At 67.9% G+C, this 19,087-nt stretch carries 16 protein-coding genes; 11 read left to right on the top strand and 5 right to left on the bottom strand.

The genetic code is table 11. From position 1 onward, the window contains the following. Positions 1-191: 191 nt before the first annotated feature. Positions 192-1,484, top strand: a complete 1,293-nt coding sequence (locus MKCMC460_RS26005; RefSeq protein ID WP_236977942.1) for a citrate synthase — start codon at positions 192-194, stop codon at positions 1,482-1,484. Here the strand turns inward: MKCMC460_RS26005 and MKCMC460_RS26000 are convergent. After that, the gene (locus MKCMC460_RS26000) at positions 1,481-3,043 is read right to left on the bottom strand and encodes an NAD(P)/FAD-dependent oxidoreductase (RefSeq protein ID WP_238305039.1); all 1,563 of its coding nucleotides are present in this window, start codon (positions 3,041-3,043) and stop codon (positions 1,481-1,483) included. The two genes, MKCMC460_RS26005 and MKCMC460_RS26000, sit on opposite strands and share 4 nt — an antisense overlap. A gap of 6 nt (positions 3,044-3,049) precedes the next feature. Continuing rightward, positions 3,050-3,313 carry a DUF2630 family protein gene (locus MKCMC460_RS25995; protein ID WP_238305037.1) on the bottom strand — a complete coding sequence of 88 codons (264 nt, stop codon included), beginning with the start codon at positions 3,311-3,313 and terminating at the stop codon, positions 3,050-3,052. A 117-nt stretch (positions 3,314-3,430) separates the two neighbouring features. On the opposite strand from MKCMC460_RS25995, the gene MKCMC460_RS25990 reads away from it, so the two are divergent. The 3 genes from MKCMC460_RS25990 to MKCMC460_RS25980 are packed head-to-tail and all read left to right on the top strand — an operon-like array spanning position 3,431 to position 5,814. Further along, positions 3,431-4,468, top strand: a complete 1,038-nt coding sequence (locus MKCMC460_RS25990; protein WP_236977941.1) for an OmpA family protein — start codon at positions 3,431-3,433, stop codon at positions 4,466-4,468. Between the two features lie 12 nt (positions 4,469-4,480). Then, positions 4,481-5,161: a hypothetical protein gene (locus MKCMC460_RS25985; protein ID WP_236977940.1), complete on the top strand. Its 681-nt coding sequence runs from the start codon at positions 4,481-4,483 to the stop codon at positions 5,159-5,161. A gap of 8 nt (positions 5,162-5,169) precedes the next feature. Beyond that, positions 5,170-5,814, top strand: coding sequence for a hypothetical protein (locus MKCMC460_RS25980; RefSeq protein ID WP_238305036.1), 645 nt, complete (start codon positions 5,170-5,172; stop codon positions 5,812-5,814). On the opposite strand, the gene prrB is transcribed toward MKCMC460_RS25980, so the two are convergent. The 3 genes from prrB to MKCMC460_RS25965 form a co-directional block, all read right to left on the bottom strand. Then, a complete protein-coding gene (gene prrB / locus MKCMC460_RS25975) occupies positions 5,811-7,151 on the bottom strand; it encodes a two-component system sensor histidine kinase PrrB (protein WP_236977937.1) in 1,341 nt (446 codons plus the stop codon). The genes MKCMC460_RS25980 and prrB overlap by 4 nt on opposite strands. Positions 7,152-7,167: 16 nt before the next feature. Further along, complete coding sequence (prrA, locus tag MKCMC460_RS25970) at positions 7,168-7,878, bottom strand: two-component system response regulator PrrA (RefSeq protein ID WP_236977936.1); 711 nt, start codon at positions 7,876-7,878, stop codon at positions 7,168-7,170. A gap of 104 nt (positions 7,879-7,982) precedes the next feature. Beyond that, positions 7,983-9,467, bottom strand: coding sequence for a carboxyl transferase domain-containing protein (locus MKCMC460_RS25965; protein WP_238305035.1), 1,485 nt, complete (start codon positions 9,465-9,467; stop codon positions 7,983-7,985). Between the two features lie 28 nt (positions 9,468-9,495). Between MKCMC460_RS25965 and MKCMC460_RS25960 the strand changes: the two genes are divergently transcribed. The 7 genes from MKCMC460_RS25960 (at position 9,496) to MKCMC460_RS25930 (ending at position 19,085) form a co-directional block, all read left to right on the top strand. Next, positions 9,496-10,227, top strand: a complete 732-nt coding sequence (locus tag MKCMC460_RS25960) for an enoyl-CoA hydratase (RefSeq protein ID WP_236977935.1) — start codon at positions 9,496-9,498, stop codon at positions 10,225-10,227. 2 nt (positions 10,228-10,229) lie between these two features. Then, positions 10,230-11,348 (top strand): MBL fold metallo-hydrolase, encoded by a 1,119-nt coding sequence (locus tag MKCMC460_RS25955; protein ID WP_236977934.1) that lies wholly within the window; start codon positions 10,230-10,232, stop codon positions 11,346-11,348. 129 nt (positions 11,349-11,477) lie between these two features. Further along, on the top strand, positions 11,478-13,058 hold the full coding sequence (locus MKCMC460_RS25950; RefSeq protein ID WP_238305034.1) for a serine hydrolase: 1,581 nt from the start codon (positions 11,478-11,480) through the stop codon (positions 13,056-13,058). Then, complete coding sequence (locus MKCMC460_RS25945; protein ID WP_236977933.1) at positions 13,055-15,433, top strand: cation-translocating P-type ATPase; 2,379 nt, start codon at positions 13,055-13,057, stop codon at positions 15,431-15,433. The genes MKCMC460_RS25950 and MKCMC460_RS25945 overlap by 4 nt, the downstream gene beginning before the upstream one ends. Before the next feature lie 70 nt (positions 15,434-15,503). Further along, positions 15,504-15,683: an antitoxin gene (locus MKCMC460_RS25940; protein WP_236977932.1), complete on the top strand. Its 180-nt coding sequence runs from the start codon at positions 15,504-15,506 to the stop codon at positions 15,681-15,683. A 6-nt stretch (positions 15,684-15,689) separates the two neighbouring features. After that, positions 15,690-16,163, top strand: coding sequence for an SRPBCC family protein (locus tag MKCMC460_RS25935; RefSeq protein ID WP_236977931.1), 474 nt, complete (start codon positions 15,690-15,692; stop codon positions 16,161-16,163). A 144-nt stretch (positions 16,164-16,307) separates the two neighbouring features. Continuing rightward, a complete protein-coding gene (locus MKCMC460_RS25930) occupies positions 16,308-19,085 on the top strand; it encodes a LuxR family transcriptional regulator (RefSeq protein WP_236977929.1) in 2,778 nt (925 codons plus the stop codon). The last annotated feature ends 2 nt before the right edge of the window (positions 19,086-19,087 follow it).

Below are 19,087 nucleotides of genomic sequence, written 5' to 3'. Positions count from 1 at the left end.
GGGCTTCGGGGGTCATCCTCGAACACCAGCGCGACACCGGACTGACGCTCGGAGGCCCGCAGACCTGCAGACCCGACCCCGGGCAGGCACGCCGCTGCGATAACGACTACCTTCACCTATGACGCACCCAGTGCACACGCGTACGCACCGGGGCGGGCAGCCATATCAAGCCTGAGCGCAAAGGGGTTCTCGTGGGCGACACCGACGACACCGCATCTCTGAAGTACCCGGGTGGCGAGATCGACCTGAAGGTCGTCCATGCCACCGAAGGTGCCGACGGTATTGCGCTGGGTCCGCTGCTGTCCAAGACCGGACACACCACATTCGACAACGGCTTCGTCAACACCGCAGCCTGCAAGAGTTCCATCACCTACATCGACGGTGACGCCGGAATCCTGCGTTATCGCGGCTACCCGATCGACCAGTTGGCCGAGAAGTCCAACTTCATCGAGGTGTCCTACCTGCTGATTTACGGCGAACTGCCCACCGCCGACCAGCTGGCCGAGTTCACCGGGAAGATCCAGCTGCACACCATGCTGCACGAGGACCTCAAACGGTTCTTCGACGGCTTCCCGCGCAACGCCCACCCGATGCCGGTGCTGTCCAGCACGGTCAATGCGCTCTCGGCGTACTACCCGGACTCGCTGGACCCGACCGACAACACGCAGGTCGAGCTGTCCACCATCCGGCTGCTGGCCAAGCTGCCCACCATCGCCGCCTATGCCTACAAGAAGTCGGTGGGCCAGCCGTTCCTCTACCCGGACAACTCGCTGACCCTGGTGGAGAACTTCCTGCGCATGACGTTCGGGCTGCCGGCCGAGCCCTACCAGGCCGACCCCGAGGTGGTCCGTGCCCTGGACATGCTGCTGATCCTGCACGCCGACCACGAGCAGAACTGTTCGACGTCGACGGTACGGCTGGTCGGCTCGTCCCAGGCCAACCTGTTCACCTCGATCTCCGGCGGCATCAACGCGCTGTGGGGCCCGCTGCACGGCGGTGCCAACCAGGCGGTGCTCGAGATGCTCGAGCAGATCAAGGAGAGCGGCGACGACGTCGGCGAGTTCGTCCGCAAGGTGAAGAACCGCGAAGAGGGCGTCAAGCTGATGGGCTTCGGCCACCGGGTCTACAAGAACTACGACCCGCGCGCCCGCATCGTCAAAGAGCAGGCCGACAAGATCCTGGCCAAGCTCGGCGGCGACCCGCTGCTCGACATCGCCAAGCAGCTCGAAGAGGCCGCGCTGACCGACGACTACTTCATCGAGCGCAAGCTCTACCCGAACGTCGACTTCTACACCGGCCTGATCTACCGGGCACTGGGATTCCCGGTCCGGATGTTCACCGTGTTGTTCGCGCTCGGCCGGCTGCCCGGCTGGATCGCCCACTGGCGCGAGATGCACGACGAGGGCGACAGCAAGATCGGCCGTCCGCGGCAGATCTACACCGGCTACACCGAGCGCGACTACGTCGGCATGGACGGGCGCTAGTCTCCGCTCGCGGGGGGTGGGTCACCACCGCCGAGGGTGTCCAGCACCGCCATCGCGGCGTTGTGACCCCCGATGCCTGAAACAGCGCCGCCGCGGCGTGCGCCGGCACCGCACACCATGATTCGGGGGTGCCCGGTTGCCACGCCCCATCGGCGGGCCGGGGTGTCCAGCGGATCGTCGTCGGCGGCGAACGGCCAGTCCAGCGCACCGTGGAAGATGTTGCCCGCCGTCATGCCCAGCTTGTCCTGCAAGTCCGACGTGGTCGTCGTCTCGATACATGGGCGGCCGTGCGCGTCGGGTAGCAGCACATCCTGAATCGGTTCGGCCAGAACGGAATTCAGCGACTCAAGCACGGCATCGGTGAGTGCGGCGGCATCGGCTCGCAACGAGTGCGGGGTGTGCAGGCCGAACACCGTCATGGTGTGCACCCCGGTCAATTCGGGTGAGACGATGCTGGGGTCGGCCAGCGAATGACAGTAGGCCTCGCACGGCAGCGGATCCGGCACCGAACCGCCGGCGGCCCGCAGGTAGCCGGCGTCCAGCTGCGACCAGGTCTCGTTGATATGGAACGTCCCGGCGAAGGCCTGCTCCGGCGTGACAGTCTGATCGCGCAGGCAGGGCAGGCGTCGCAGCACCATGTTCACCTTGACTTGCGCACCTGGCGCCGACGCAGGCGCTGTGTCACCCATCAGGCCGGCCAACACCGACGGAGCGATGCCGGACAGCACGAACCGGCCCCGAACCACATGTTCGTCGCCCGCGCTGCGATACCGCACCTCGCCGTCCGGGGCGATAGCGAAAACGTCAGCGCCCGTTGATATCTCGACCCCAAAGCGAGTTGCCGCGGCGGCCAGCGCTGAGGTCATCGCGCCCATCCCGCCGATCGGGACGTTCCAGTCGCCGGTGCCGCCGCCGAGCACGTGGTACAGCAGGCAGATGTTCTGCATCAGCGACGGGTCGTCCAGTCGGGCGAACGTGCCGATCAGAGCGTCGGTGGCGATCACCCCGCGCACCACGTCGTTGTCCACCGCAGCGGCGATCGCGTGGCCGACCGGCTCCTCCGTCAGCGCCCGCCACGCCACCGCAGAGTCCCGGTCCGACCCGTCCACCACGAGTCGACGTACCTGGGTGCGGGTGCGCAGCGGTTCCAGCAGAGTGGGCCAGAGCCGCTCGGTGACCAGTCGGCAGCGCCGGTAGAAGTCTTCGAAGCCGTGCTCGTCGGCGCCGGCGCCGATCGAGCCGAACCCGCCGGGTGCGCCCACCAGCAGCCCGGTGCGGCCGCCCGTGCCGGGGTCCGGGGTGTAGGAGGAGTACGCCCGCCGGACCAGCCGGACCTGCGCGCCCAGGTCCGCCAGGATGCGCGACGGCAGCAGGCTGACCAGGTACGAATAGCGGGACAGTCGCACGTCGACGCCGTCGAAGACCCGCGCCGAGATCGCCGCCCCGCCGACCTGGCCTTGACGCTCTAGGACGCGCACCCGAAGACCGCCGCGGGCCAGATAGCCGGCCGCGACCAGGGCGTTGTGACCCCCGCCGACCACGACTACGTCGTAGTCCATCTGCGGCTAGCCCGTGTAGCCCTCGACCTCGTCGGCCGGCCGCACGGCAGCTTCCCGGGGGTCACCGCCCGTTTCGCGCAGCGCCCGCCGCTGTCGCAGCAGGTCCCAGCACTGATCGAGTTCGATCTCGATCCGTTGCAGCCGCTCATGCTCCTCAGTGGTCGAGATTTCGCCCTGCTGTAGCTGGGTCCGCAGCGTTTTCTCCTGGGCGACCAGGTCGCGGATATGCGCCAGGGTGTCGTGTTCGTTGGGTTTTCTCCCGTGGGTCATCGCCTCAGTCTGCCCGACAGTTCTCCGTAGATGCCGCTGGCACCGGCAAGTACTCGGTAGGCTGCATATCGCCTGGAAATCGCGGACAAACCCCGAATAGCAGCCGAGTGAGGAGCGATGGTCGGTACCGAGGTGGGTGTTGGCGAAGCGCCCGCAACCGCCGAAGCCGTCGACCACGCGCCGTCGACCCCGAAGTTCCGTCGGGTGCGGCCGGGTCGGCCGTGGCTGATCGGCGTGGCGGTGATCCCGTTGCTGCTCGCCCTGATCGGGTACGGCGTCGACGGGCGACCCATGGCCGTCAACGGTCCATCCGGCGATCTGCCGACCCTCACCAAACCCTCGACCAGCGTGTCGATCGCGCCGAGCCTGTCGCTGGCGCTGCTGTCGATCAGCCACACCGGCAACAGCGTCACGCTGATCGGCGACGTGCCGGACGCCGTGTCGAAGGCGGCATTGATGAAGTCGCTCAGGGGATTGCTGGCCCCCGGCGTCAACGTCGTCGACCAGCTCCGCACCGACCCGACGGTGCAGACGCTCGATTTCACCGGCGCGGACCCGGTGTTCGTCGCGGTCGCACCGATCCCCGACTTCAACCTCACGGTGGAGAGGGACACCGTCACGTTGAGTGGGACCGTCACGTCGCGCGATCAGAAGGACGCGGTGGCGCGGGCGGTCGCGGGTGTCTGGCCCAACGTGAACATCGTCAACAGGATCGTCGCCAAAACCCAGATCACGCCCAGCGCCCCGGCGCCGCCGGGCGCCCCTCCGGCACCTGGGGCGCCGCCGCCAACCGGATGCAACGATCTGCAGGCCGCCCTCAACGCCCTGACCGGAGGCCCGCTCACCTTCGGCGACGACGGAGTGAGCCTGACCACCCAGGACACCCAGGTCCTGATCCGGGTGGCTGACAAGCTCAAGACGTGTCCCACCGCGCGGTTGACCGTAAACGGTTACACCGACAACGCCAGCGCCGAAGCCATCAACATTCCGTTGAGCACCCAGCGGGCCACCGCGGTTGCCGAGTTCCTGATAGCCAACGGTGTGGCCCGCGACCGCGTCACCGCCAAGGGGTTGGGTTCGGCCAACCCGATCACCAGCAACGACACGCCCGAGGGACGCGCCAAGAACCGGCGCGTCGAGCTTGTGGTCGGCTAGGGAGAATCGGGCATGGGTTTTGTGATCCAGTGGCTGATCTACCTGGCCGCCTTCGTGGCCGGTTCCGCGGTGGCCTACGGGATTGTCGCGGTGATGACCAGGAGCGGTTCCAGGCAGGCTGATTCCGGACGCCTCGAACCGGCTGAAACCGCGATCGAGCCGGAGATGTCCGAGTCGCAGGCGCACCCGGCTGAATCCGAGTCGCCGCAGCCGCTTTGGCCCGACCCGTCGTTCGAGCCGGAACCCGAGACGGTTGAGCTTCACGTCGAGCCAGAGCCGGCGCCGGAGCTCGAGACGGACGAAATCCAGCTGGTCCCTGAGGTTTCCGAGGCAGCGGTAGCTGAAGGGGCGCTCGCCGAGCCCGAGGCGGTTGAGCCCGAGGTTGTCGAGCCGGATGTGGACGGGCCGGAGGCGGTCGAGTCACCCGCGGAAGCGCAAGTACCACAGCCGGTTTCGGGGATTTCTGATTTGCTCGCCGAGCCAGAGCCAGAGCCAGAGCCAAAGCCGAAGCCGGAGCCAGAGCCAGAGCCAGAGTCGGAGCCTAAGCCGGAGCCGGAGCCGGTCGAATTCCACACGGAGCCCGAACCTGACCCCCTGTCCGACGAGTCGGAGTCCGACCCTGAGCATGAACTGCCTCAAGCCAAGTGGCCCGGCCCTCCGTCCCAATGGCCCGGCCTGGGGGCACGACGGTGACCGATCACATGCACTGGTGGCTGGCCGCCGCCTCGTTTGTACTGGGCATGGTGCTGACAGTCACGCTGACTGCCCGCCCCACCAAAACGCAGATGCCGGCCTGGGTTCTTGCCCAACCGGCGCCACACCCCCAGCCCGAGCCGCCGGCCATGAGAGTGCCCGCCGCTGAGGCGCCGACGGAGGAGATACCCGTCGCCAGGCCCCGGCCCGTCAAGAAGAAAGCAGTCTCCAAAGCACCACCAGCCAAACGCCGGCCCGTGCCCAGAGATGAGGCGAAGGAACGGATTCCAGTCGCCAGGAAGCGGCCGGCGAAGAAGGTGCCGGGCCGGAAGGTCCCCGGCAAGAAAGCGCCGGCGAAGAAGGTCAGACCGAAAGATCCCGTGAGAGAAAGCATTTCGGTTGTCGAGGCGCAGGCGCCACCGGCTCCCTTGGTGCCCTATGCGCCGTACGGCCCCGGTTCGATGCGCGCCGACCCCGACGGCAATGGGCCCGAGGGGTGGCCGGTGAAGGGGCGCACCGACTCTCGGCTCTTCTACACTCCCGACGACGAGGGTTACGACGACATCGAAGCCCAAGTCTGGTTCGAGAACGAGGATTTCGCGACCCGAGCATTTTTCACGCCGGGCCGCAACAGCGCGCGAAAAGCTGACTAGCTCGGCCCGGGCAAGCGCAGCACCAGCCGCGCGCCGCCCAGCGGACTGCTCTCCAACGTCGCAGTCCCGCCGTGCAATTGGGCCTGCTGGGCCACCAGCGCCAGACCCAGTCCCGACCCCGAATGCGACGCCGTCGAACCCCGGGAGAAGCGCTCGAACACCACCTGGCGCTCCTGCTCGGGGACCCCGCTGCCGTTGTCGTCGATGGCGATCTCCACCCCGGCCCGCGAGCTCACCGCCGACACCTGCACCTGGGTGGCGCCGCCGTGCTTCACCGCGTTGGCGATCGCGTTGTCCACCGCCAACCGCAGCCCAGCCGGCATCCCGACGATGATGCACGTCGGCGAGGGCACCAGCGACACATCCAGGTCGGGATAGATGCGCATGGCGTCGTGGGCGGCGCGGTCGAGCAGTTCGGTGATGTCGACCGGCACGTGATCGTCGGACGTGGACAGCTCGCCCTGGGCCAACCGCTCCAACGCGCTCAGCGTCGCCTCGATCCGCGACTGGGTGCGGATCACGTCGCCCAGCACCTCCTTGCGCTGGTCTTCGGGCATATCCAGGGTGGACAGCACTTCCAGGTTGGTCCGCATCGCGGTCAGCGGGGTGCGCAACTCGTGGGAGGACACCGCGGCGAAGTCCCGCGCCGAGGCCAGCGCCTCCTGGGTGCGGTTCTGCTCGTTCCAGATGCGCTGCAGCATGCCGCGCATCGCCTCGGCGATCTCGACGGCCTCGCTGGCGCCGTGCACCTCGACGCGCGGCGCCTCGTCGCCTGCGTCGATCGAGCGGGTCTGCTCGGCGAGCTGTTTGAACGGGCGCACCGCGAAAGCAGCTAGCAGCCAAGCGAATACCGCCGCGGCGCCGATCGCGAAACTACAGATCAGCAGCACCCGGCGATGCAGGTTGTTGGTCTCGGCGTAGGTGGCGTCGTAGGTGGCGCCGACGGCCATCGACGTCGGTTCGGGACCGGGTATCTCGACCGTGCGCACCCGGTAACGCACCCCGTGGATGTAGGTGTCGGCGTAGTCGGACTGCAGCTTGGGCAGTTCGATGTCGGAGTTCGACTTGATCACGTTGCCGCGGCGCACCGTGATCAGCGCATCCTGGTCGTTGGGGGAGCGGGGGATCTCGTCCAGGCCGCGCGGCACGAACGGGATCGCGAATCCGGCGGCCTCGTCGAGCCGGCGGTCCAGCCGTTCCTTGCGGTCCTTGGTGATGCCCACCCACACCACGGCGCCGACGATGAGCACCGGAATCGCCGCACCGATCGCCGTCGCGATCACCACCCGGGTGCGCAGTGAAGGAGTCCGGGCAAAGATCCGCGACAGGATGTTCATCAACAACGGCGCGGCCTCACTGCATCCGCAGCACGAACCCGACTCCCCGCACGGTGTGCAGCAGCCGCGGGCCGCCGTTGGCCTCCAATTTGCGCCGCAGGTATCCGATGAAGACGTCGACGACGTTGGTGTCGGCGGCGAAGTCGTAACCCCACACCAGCTCGAGCAACTGCGCGCGGGACAGCACCGCCGTCTTGTGCTCGGCCAGCACAGCCAGCAGGTCGAATTCCCGCTTGGTCAGGTCGACGTCGACGCCGTTGACCCGGGCCCGGCGGCCGGGGATGTCCACTTCCAGCGGGCCGACCGTGATGGTTTCCGACGACGAGGTGGCGGTGGCGCCGCGGCGCCGCAGCAGGGCACGCACCCGGGCCACCAGCTCGGCCAGCACGAACGGCTTGACCAGGTAGTCGTCGGCGCCGGCCTCCAGCCCGGCGACCCGGTCGTCGACCGAGCTGCGCGCGCTGAGCACGCAGACCGGCACGTCGTTGTCCATGGCCCGTAGCGCCGTGACCACGCTGACGCCGTCAAGCACCGGCATGTTGATGTCGAGCACGATCGCGTCGGGGCGGGTTTCGGTGGCGCTGCGCAAGGCCTCGGCGCCGTCGACCGCCGTTGACACCTCGAAGCCGGACAGCCGCAGGCCGCGTTCCAGGGAGGCGAGCACGTCGGAGTCGTCGTCGACGACCAACACGCGAGGTGAGTTGGCACCAGTGTCCATGCGCCCCATCTTGCCTGATCGACGGGTGCGGCGGTGGGAGGCGGAACCGGCTGCGGTTGTCGGGTCAGAACGACGTTCGGCAGCTGGGTCAGCCAGGCGGCGGCCGCGGTGTTCTACAGGTCGTCGGGCAAACCGACGCGACGATAACGGCTCAGCCGGGCGCCGAGACGCTGCACATCAGGCAGCAAACGCAGCGCGTGGACCTCGACCGCGACGGCCCGCGCCCAGCGCCGCGCGAACTGCACCGGCTCGTCGGCGGCGTCGGGATGCTCGGGCACGATGGCGTCGACGATCCCGGACGCCAACAGATCGGCCGACCGAATGCCTTGTGCCGCAGCGAGTTCGGGGGCGTGGTCGGTGTCGCGGAACACAATCGCGCTGGCGCCCTCCGGCGGCAGCGGCGCCAGCCAGCCGTGCAGCGCGGCCAGCACCCGGTCGGCGGGCACCATCGCCAGCGCCGGGCCGCCGCTGCCCTGCCCCAGCAGCACCGAGACCGTCGGGGTGTCCAGCGTGACCAGCTCGGCCAGACACTGGGCGATCTCTCCGGCCAGCCCGCCCTGCTCGGCCTCGGCCGAGAGCGCCGGTCCGGCGGTGTCGATCACCAGCACCAGCGGCAGCCGCAGTTCGGCGGCCAGCGCCATGCCGCGGCGGGCTTCGCGCAGCGACGCGGGCCCGACGGTGTTGCCCGCCCCGCCCGCGGTTCGCTGTTGGCCGAGCACCACCACCGGCTGACCGGCGAGCCGGGCCAGCGCCAGCAACGTCGTCGTGCCCCGTCCGGTCCCCGACAGCAGCACCACGTCGGTGGCGCCGTGCCGCAGCAGGTCGCGCACGTCGGGCCGATCCGGGCGACGGGAGGCCAGCACCGAATCCCACGCGGGTACGTCGGGAACCTGCTCGGGTGCTGCCGGCGCCGGCGGAGCCTCCGGGTCGTCGGCGATCACCGTCAGCGCCCGGTCCAGCGTGGCGCGCAACTCGGTGAGCTCGACGACATCGTCGATGACGCCGTGGCGTTGCAGGTTCTCCGCGGTCTGCACACCCGACGGGAACGGTTCGCCGTACAGCAGCTCGTAGACCCGGGGGCCGAGGAACCCGATCAGCGCGCCCGGCTGGGCGAAGGTGACGTGGCCCAGCGACCCCCACGACGCGAACACCCCGCCGGTGGTCGGATTCCGCAGGTAGACCAGGTAGGGCAGGTGGGCGTGGCGGTGCAGCCGGACGGCGGCGGCGATCTTGACCATCTGCAGGAACGCGACCGTGCCCTCCTGCATCCGGGTGCCGCCGGAGCACGGCGAGGCCAGCAGCGGCAGCCGCTCGGCCGTCGCACGCTCCACCGCGGCGGTGATGCGTTCGGCCGCCGCCACCCCGATCGAGCCGGCCAGAAAATCGAAGTCGCAGACGATCACCGCCACCCGGCGCCCGAACACCCGTCCCTCACCGGTGGACACCGACTCGTCGCGGCCGCTGGCCTGCCGCGCCTTGGCCAGCTCGCGGGCATATTCCGGGGAGGTCGGGACTTGGACAGGGTCGCTGTCCCAGCTGACGAAGGTGCCCTCGTCCAGCACCGCGTCGCGCAGTTCGTCGGTCGTGATACGGCTCACAGCGACGAGGCTAGTTATCCTGGCCCCCATGATCGGTATCACCCACGACGAAGCCGTGATGACCATTGAGCTGCAGCGGCCAGACCGGCGCAACGCCCTGAACTCCCAGCTTGTCGAGGAGTTGCGGGAGGCGTTGGTGAAGGCAGGCGACGGAGCCACGCGCGCCATCGTGCTGACCGGGCAGGGCACCGCCTTCTGCGCCGGCGCGGACCTGTCCGGGGATGCCTTCGCCGCCGACTACCCCGACCGGCTCATCGAACTGCACCGGGTCATGGACGCCACGTTGATCCCGATCATCGGCGCCATCAACGGACCGGCTATCGGCGCCGGTCTGCAGCTGGCCATGCAGTGCGACTTGCGGGTGGTCTCCCCGGAGGCGTTCTTTCAATTCCCGACGTCGAAATACGGTCTGGCCTTGGACAATTGGAGCATTCGCCGGCTGGCGTCGCTGGTCGGGCACGGACGGGCGCGGGCGATGCTGCTGGCCGCCGAGAAGCTGACCGCCGATGCGGCGCTGCACACCGGGATGGCCAACCGGATCGGGACGCTGGCCGACGCGCAGGAGTGGGCGGCCGAGATCGCCGGGCTGGCGCCGCTGGCCATCCAGCACGCCAAGCGGGTGCTCAACGACGACGGCTCCATCGAAGAGCAGCGGCCCGAGCACAAGGAGCTGTTCGACAAGGCGTGGGCCAGCCAGGATGTGATCGAAGCGCAGGTCGCGCGCGTGGAGAAGCGGCCACCGAGGTTCCAGGGAGCTTGATCATGATGCGCCAGGCGCTGCGACTGGCGGCCGGAACCGCCTCCTTGGCGGCGGGCGGCTGGCTGTTGCGGGCGCTGCACGGCGCACCCGCCGCGCTCGGCGCTGATCCCTCGGCGATCGCGGCGGTGTCGGAAGGTTCGCCGAACTACCGCGACGGGGTGTTCGTCAATATCGACCCGGCATCGCTGTATGTGATGAACCGCGAAGAGATGCGGCAGATCGCCTGGGAGCTGGTCGGCGGACGAGGCGGCAGCCTGCCCGCCAAGCCGATCCCGCTGGCCGCACCGTCGATCTATCAGGGCGAGCCGGCGCCGCTGGCGGTCAGCTGGTTCGGGCATTCGACGGCCCTGGTCGAGATCGACGGCTATCGGGTGCTGACCGACCCGGTGTGGAGTGACCGCTGCTCGCCGTCGGACCTGGTGGGCCCGCAGCGGCTGCACCCGCCGCCGGTGCTGCTGGAAGGCTTGCCCGCCGTCGACGCGGTGGTGATCAGCCACGACCACTACGACCACCTCGACATCGACACCGTGCTGGCGCTGGCCCGGATGCAGCGGGCACCGTTCTTCGTCCCGCTCGGGGTGGGTGCGCACCTGCGGGCGTGGGGGGTTCCTGACGAGCGCATTATCGAGCTGGACTGGAATCAGAGCGCTTCGGTGGACGAGCTGACGGTGATTTGCCTGCCGGCGCGGCACTTTTCGGGCCGGTTCTTCAGCCGCAACAACACGCTGTGGGCGTCCTGGGCGTTCATCGGGCCGTCGCACCGCACCTATTTCGGCGGCGACACCGGCTACACCAAGAGCTTTGCGCAGATCGGCGCCGATCACGGGCCGTTCGATCTGACGTTGATGCCGATCGGGGCCTACAACAGCGCGTGGCCCGACATCCACATGAACCCCGAGGAGGCGGTGCGCGGCCACCTGGACGTCACCGACTCCGGTTCGGGGCTGCTGGTGCCGATCCATTGGGGAACGTTCCGGCTGGCGCCGCACCCGTGGTCGGAGCCGGTCGAGCGGGTGTTGAAGGCCGCTGAGCCTCATCAGGTCCAGGTGGCGGTGCCGACGCCGGGGCAGCGGATTGATTCGGGGGAGACGCTGCGGTTCAACCCGTGGTGGCGGTTGTAGATTCGCCGGCCTCCTCACGCCGCTCGCGGCGCGCATCGTCGCCGGGCTGAAGCCCGATTGCCCGGCTCCTCCTCACGCCGCTCGCGGCGCGCATCGTCGCCGGGCTGAGGCCCGGGCTAAAGTTCGGCAATGAGGACACGTCGGGCAACGGCCACACTCCTGACGCTGCTGGCGCTGGTGGGCTGCAGCCCGACCCAACCAACCTCCACCCCCGCAACCACATCCGCGAACGTGCCCCCTAACGAAATGTCAGGTCTGCAGATCCCCGCCGGGCGCATCGACGAAGCCGTCGCCAAGGTCGACGGCCTGGTGGCGGAGCTGATGAAGGACAGCGGCATCCCCGGCATGGCCGTTGCCGTCGTATACCGCGGTAAAACGTTATACGCCAAGGGTTTCGGCATCAGAGACGCCAGCAAGCCGGATAATCCGGACAATAAGGTGAACCCCGACACCGTCTTTCAGCTGGCCTCGATCTCCAAGTCGGTCGGTGCCACGGTGGTGGCCCATCAGGTAACCGAAGGCGCTATCACCTGGGACACCCCGGTGGTGACGAAGCTGCCGTGGTTCACCCTCAGCGATCCCTACGTCACCCAGCACGTCAGCGTCGCCGACCTCTACTCGCATCGCTCCGGGCTGCCCGACCACGCCGGCGACGCCCTCGAAGACTTGGGCTACGACCGTCGACAGGTGCTGGAAAGGCTGAAGTACCTCTCTCTGGCGCCGTTTCGAATCAGCTACGCCTACACCAACTTCGGCGTAACCGCCGCGGCCGAGGCGGTCGCCGCCGCAGCCGGCAAGCCCTGGGAGGAGCTGTCCGACGAGGTGCTCTACCGCCCACTGGGCATGTCGTCCACCAGCTCGAAATTCGCCGACTTCCTGGCCCGCCCCAACCACGCCGTCAACCACATCAAGGTCGGCGACAAATGGGAAGCCCGTTACCAACGCGACCCCGACGACCAGACGCCGGCCGGCGGGGTGAGCTCATCGGTCAACGACATGGCACGCTGGCTGGCCATGGTGATGGCCAACGGCACCTACAACGGTCAGCGGATCACTTCGCCGGAAGCCCTACTCCCCGCTATCACGCCGCAGGTCATCTCGGTCGCAGCGAGCAACCCGAAGGCCCGCGCCGGCACCTACGGCCACGGCTTCAACGTATCGGTGACCTCCTCCGGACGCACCCAGTACAGCCACTCCGGCGCGTTCGGTCTGGGCGCCGCAACCAATTTCGTGGTATTGCCCTCCGAGGACGTCGGCATCATCGCCTTGACCAACGCCGCACCCCACGGTGTGCCGGAGGCGTTGACCGCCGAATTCATGGACCTGGTGCAATACGGCCAGCTGCGCGAGGACTGGGCGAACCTGTACCGCCAGATACTCACGCCGATGAACAACCCGGACGGTTCGCTGGTCGGCAAGCCGCCCCCGGCCAACCCCGCGCCACCCAGGCCGCTGAGCGACTACGTCGGTGTCTACCACAACGACTTCTGGGGGCCGGCCACCGTCACCGACCACTACGGCCGACTCCAGTTGGCGCTCGGGCCGAAGAACCAGACCTTCGAGCTGACACACTGGGACGGCGACACTTTCACCTTCCCGCTGGCAACCGAAAACGCTTTGCCCGGATCGATTTCGAAAGCCACCTTCACGGGCGCGTCACTCAACCTCGAGTACTTCGACTCCGCCAAGCTGGGGACGTTCAACCGATGACGGTCACCGGGCTGTCCGATGCGCAAGTGGCGCAACGGATTGCCGAAGGCCATGCCAACGACATTCCGCAACGCAACACCCGCAGCATCGCCCACATCGCGCGGGCCAACGTCTTCACCCGCATCAACGCCATCCTGGGCGTGCTGTTCGCCATCGTGCTGGTAACAGGCTCGGTGATCAACGGCTTGTTCGGCATACTCATCATCGCCAACAGCGTGATCGGCATGGTCCAGGAGATCCGCGCCAAGCAGACGCTGGACAAGCTCGCCATCGTCGGGCAAGCAAAACCATTGGTCCGCAGGCAGTCCGGCACCCGCACCGTGCCACCCTACCAAGTTGTGATCGACGACATCATCGAGATCGGCCCGGGCGACCAGATCGTCGTCGACGGAGAAATCCTGGAAGCCAACAACCTCGAGATCGACGAATCGTTGCTCACCGGTGAGGCCGACCCGATCGCCAAAGACATTGGCGAACAAGTGATGTCGGGCAGCTTCGTCGTCTCCGGATCGGGCGCCTATCGGGCCACCAAGGTGGGCCATGAGGCGTACGCGGCCAAGCTCGCCGCCGAAGCGAGCAAGTTCACCTTGGTGAAATCCGAACTGCGCAACGGCATCAACAGGATCCTGCAGTTCATCACCTACCTGTTGATTCCGGTGGGCCTGCTGACCATCTACACCCAACTGTTCACCACCAACGTGGGGTGGCGCGAGTCGGTGCTGGCGACGGTGGGTGCGCTGGTGCCGATGGTGCCCGAAGGCCTGGTGCTGATGACGTCGATCGCGTTCGCTGTCGGCGTGGTACGACTCGGCCGGCGGCAGTGCCTGGTGCAGGAACTGCCCGCGATTGAGGGACTGGCCCGGGTCGACGTGGTCTGCGCGGATAAGACCGGCACCCTCACCGAGAACGGCATGCGGATATCCGCCGTCGAAGACCTCGACTCGGCCACCGAGAAAGTCGCCGACGTACTGGCCGCCCTGGCCGCCGCCGACCCCCGACCGAACGCCAGCATGCAGGCTATCGCCGAGGCCTACGACACGGATCCGGGTTGGACCGCCACCGCCACAGCGCCTTTCAAGTCCGCAACAAAGTGGAGCGGGGTGTCATTCGGCGAGCACGGCAACTGGGTGATCGGCGCTCCCGACGTGCTGCTGGAACCGGATTCGGCGGCGGCCGCGCGGGCCGAGGAGATCGGCGCGCAGGGACTGCGGGTACTGCTGCTGGGTTCGGCCACGGCCGGGGTGGATCAGCCCGACGCCCCGGGCACGGTCACCCCGGTCGCGTTGGTGGTGCTCGAACAGAAGGTGCGCCCCGACGCGCGCCAGACGCTGGATTACTTTGCCGCGCAGGATGTCACGGTGAAGGTGATCTCCGGGGACAACGCGGTGTCGGTCGGCGCGGTGGCCGGCGAACTCGGATTGCGCGGTCAGACGATGGATGCGCGCCGACTGCCGCACAACGCGGATGAACTGGCCGAAGCGCTGGACACCCACACCACCTTCGGCCGGGTCCGCCCCGACCAGAAACGTGCCATGGTGCACGCGCTGCAAGCCCGCGGGCACACCGTGGCGATGACCGGTGACGGCGTCAACGACGTACTCGCCCTCAAAGACGCCGACATCGGCGTCGCGATGGGGGCCGGCAGCCCGGCAGCCCGCGCCGTGGCGCAACTTGTGTTGCTGGACAACAAGTTTGCGACGCTGCCTTACGTGGTTGGCGAGGGCCGGCGGGTGATCGGCAACATCGAACGCGTCGCCAGCCTGTTTTTGACCAAGACCGTGTACTCGGCGTTGTTGGCGCTGCTGGTGGGCCTGGAGTGCCTGCTCGCCAAGCCGTTCGGGGTCGACCCGCTGCTCTTTCCCTTCCAGCCGATTCACGTCACCATCGCAGCGTGGTTCACGATCGGCATCCCGTCGTTCATCCTGTCGCTGGCCCCCAACAACGAACGCGCCTACCCGGGCTTCGTGCGGCGGGTGCTGACTTCCGCGCTGCCGTCGGGACTGATCGTCGGAATCGCGACCTTCGCGTCGTATCTCACCGCCTATCACGGCCGGAATGCGACGGGCGTGCAGCACGACCAGGCGTCCACGACCGCCCTCATCACGCTGCTGGTGTGCGCGGTGTGGGTGCTGGCGGTGGCCGCCCGGCCCTACCAGTGGTGGCGCTTGGCACTGGTCGTCGTCTCGGCCGTGGCATACCTGGTGATCTTCAGCCTGCCCTGGACGCAACAGAAGTTCTTCCTCGACCCGTCGAACCTGACGGCAACCGCGACGGCCCTGGGGATCGGCGCGCTGGGAGCGGGGGCTATCGAGGCCATGTGGTGGATTCGGGCGCGGATACTGGGCGTCAAACCGCGAGTGTGGCGTGCCAAGTAGGGTTTTGCCGAGCGAGTCAGGGCTCCCGGGGGAGCAGCGCTGGGACAGGACCGGGGAAAGGAACACTGCCATGGGTTTCATGGATAAAGCGAAGGACCTGCTGTCGCAGAACGCCGACAAGGTCGAGACGGCAATCAACAAGGCCGGCGAATTCGTCGACGAGAAGACGCAGCACAAATACTCCGACACCATCCACAAGGTGCAGGAGGAAGCCAAGAAGGTCGCCGCACCGGGCGAGCAGCAGGGGTAACCGGGCATGGCGAAACTGTCGGGAGCCATCGACGTCCCGTTGCCGCCCGAACGGGCGTGGCAACACGCCTCGGATCTGTCCCGGTACAAGGAGTGGCTGACCATCCACAAGGTCTGGCGCAGCACCTTGCCCGAGGTCATCGAGAAGGGCACCGTGCTGGAGTCCTATGTGGAGGTCAAAGGTATGACCAACCGGATCAAGTGGACGATCGTGCGGTACAAGCCGCCCGAGGGCATGACCCTCAACGGCGACGGTGTCGGCGGGGTGAAGGTGAAGCTGATTGCCAAGGTGTCGCCGAAGGACGACGGCTCGGTGGTTGGCTTCGACGTCCACCTCGGCGGGCCGGCGCTGTTCGGGCCGATCGGAATGGTGGTGGCCGCCGCGTTGCGCAGCGACATCAGCGAGTCGCTGCAGAACTTCGTCAGGGTGTTCGCCCGTCCCGATCCCGGTACGAACGGCGACAGCGTTCTGCACCGCTGACGTGTTGGTCGACAACGGCGGGACGGTGATCATCGGCAGTCGTTGCCGAGCGAAGCAAGCTAGCTGATCAACTACGTGAGATCAATAGCAAAAAGTTTGGCGATTCCTGTGAGATGACTGTCTAATAACTGAAATCATGGCGCGATGGGGCATCACCGGGCCAGGGAGGCTGGGGCGGCGACGCGCGCGGTCAGCGCGTTTCTAGCGCGCGCCGCCGCGGGCCCGGCAGGGTTGCTGATCGAGGGCGAGGCCGGTATCGGCAAGACCACGTTGTGGGCCGAAGTCCTACAGCGGGGGGCGCAGGCCGGGTTTCGGGTACTCACCGCGCGGGCCAGCCCGTCGGAGACACGCCTGACATTCTCCGTGCTGGCAGACTTGCTCGACGACGTCGAACCCGCCGTCCTGGAACGGTTGCCGAGTGTGCAGCATCTGGCGCTGGATCGAGTGCTGCTGCGCGGCGCCGAAGGGCCGGCCACCGACGAGCGGGTGGCTGCTGCGGCTTTTCGGTCGGTGGTGGAGTCGATGGCTCGGCAGTCGCCGGTGCTGGTGGCCATCGACGGCCTGCCGTTCCTGGATGCGGCCAGTCAGGCCGTCGTGGGCTATGCCGCGCGCCGGTTCAACGGCCCGGTCGGGGTGCTGGTCACCGCACCCACCAATGTTGCTGAAGTCCCGGACGTTTCATGGCTGCAACTCGCCCATCCCGACGCAGTGGACCGACTGAAGCTCGGTCCACTGAGTCTCGGTGCTCTGCACGCCGTGCTCGCTACCCGGCTGGGTCGGACCTTGTCGCGACCGGTGATCACCCGGATCCACCAGATCTCGGGCGGCAACCCGTTCTACGCGCTGGAATTGGCCCGCACCGTCGACGCGGATCGCGCGGACGGCCACCTCGGATTCCCGCCGTCATTGCGGGAACTGGTGGAACAGCATCTGAAGACTGTGGGTTCCGAGGCGATCCGGTTGCTCCTGGCGACCGCGTGCGCGGCGGATCCCACCGTCGAGGAACTGGCTCAAGCCACCTCCACTTCGGTCGAACAAGTGGTTGCACTGCTGGAAAGCGTTGAACAGCAGGGCATTATCGTCCTGGATGGAAACCGGGTGCAGTTCACTCACCCGTTGTTGTCCTACGGCGTGTACGTCCATTCCGGTGCTTCGCAACGTCGCGCCATGCACCGCACCCTGGCGTCGCTGACCGGCATTCCGGAGCTGCGTGCCCGACATCTGGCTCTGGCGGCGGTCAGTGCCGACGAGGCGACCTTGCAGGCGCTGGACTCAGCTGCCGCCGCAGCAGCCGCGCGCGGCGCGCCCAGCGCTGCCGCCGAACTGATCGAACTGGCCATCGGACTCGGCGGCGACAACCCGTTACGGCGTCTCGGTGTCGCCGAACAGCATTTCCGCGCAGGCGCTTTCGATCGCGCTGACCAGCACCTGCAACAGGTCATCGACACGACACCGCCGGGCACGCTGCGAGCGCTGGCGCTGATGCTGCGTGGCGCCGTGTATGGATATGGTGACCGTTTCACGCTGGCCGTACCGATGCTCGAGCAGGGCCTCGCCGAGGTGGGGGACGACAGCCCGGGCCTGCGTGTGCAGGGTCTGTTGCTGCTGGCGCTCGCGGTCGGCCTCACCGGCGACATGAGCTCGTCGGTCGACTACGCCCGGCGCGCGGTCGCCGACGCCGAAAAGGCAGGCGACGCGACGGCACGCAGTCACGCACTCGCGCTGTGGGCGCACGTGAGTTTCATGTACGGACTGGGCACCGACGAGGACGCGCTGCGTACCGCGCTCGAACTGGAGAACCATGATGTCCCCGCTCCGATCACCCTGCAACCCAGCGCAGTGGCCGCGGTCAATCAGACCTGGACCGGCAACCTGCACGACGCGCGCGCCAAGATGGCCGCGATAACGCAACGCTGCATAGATCGCGGCAACGAGGTCGACGTCGTCTGGGCCGCCCAATTCAGCACGACGGTCGAACTCTGGCTGGGCAATTTCGACGATGCGGCGCAAGCCGCCGACGAGATGGTGCAGCATGCCAAGCAGATCGGCGGCGCGCTGTCGCTCATCGACGCGCTGACGTGCCAGGCCGCCGTCGCCGCTCACCGCGGCAGCGAGGACGAAGCTCGGCTCGCGGCCAACGCGGCGATCGACGCCGCCGCCGGGAACGGCTTCGGTTTCAAGATCGCGGCGGCCACCGCGCCCCTGGTCTTCCTGGAGGTGTCGCTGCGCAATTACGAAGCCGCCCATATGTTGCTCAAGCCGATGCTGGATGTATTCGACCCGATCCACGGCACCGAGATCGTGGTGGGTGGATTCCTGCCCGACGCGATCGAGACCCTGGTGGCCCTGGGTCACCTCGATGACGCCGAACCCCTGGTGGCCGCGCTGGAAACCAACGGCGCACGGCTGGACCGGCCCTGGATGTTGACGACGGCGGCGCGGGGCCGGGCGATGCTACTTTCCGCGCAGGGGGACCTGGGCGCCGCCGCGGAGCTCGCCGAGCAGGCGCTGGCACACCATGCGCGGCTGCCGATGCCCTTCGAGCGGGCACGCACCCAGTTGCTGTTGGGCCAGCTGCAGCGCCGTCGCCGGCGGCGGCAGGCGGCGGTCGAAACGCTCACCGAGGCGCTCGACGGGTTCGACGCCGTCGGCGCGCCGTTGTGGGCGGCCCGCGCCCGGGCCGACTTGGCGCGGGTCAACGCCGCCGCCTCCGACGGGGGTGGGCTGACCCCGGCGGAGTTGCGTATCGCCGAGCGCGCTGCCGTCGGGCTGTCCAACCGCGACATCGCCGCCGAGCTGTTCGTCTCGCCGAAGACGGTGGAAATGAACCTGTCCCGGGTGTACCGCAAACTCGGCGTCCGCTCGCGCTCGCAGCTGCACGCCAAGCTCAGCGGCGGCGATAACGCCGCGAGTCGCGGCTGAGC

Origin of the sequence: Mycobacterium sp. 20KCMC460 (assembly GCF_022179425.1) — a bacterium.
GTDB lineage: Bacteria > Actinomycetota > Actinomycetes > Mycobacteriales > Mycobacteriaceae > Mycobacterium > Mycobacterium kiyosense.
The sequence above is the reverse complement of the archived record's forward strand: the minus strand, read 5'-3'. Positions and strand labels throughout refer to the sequence as shown.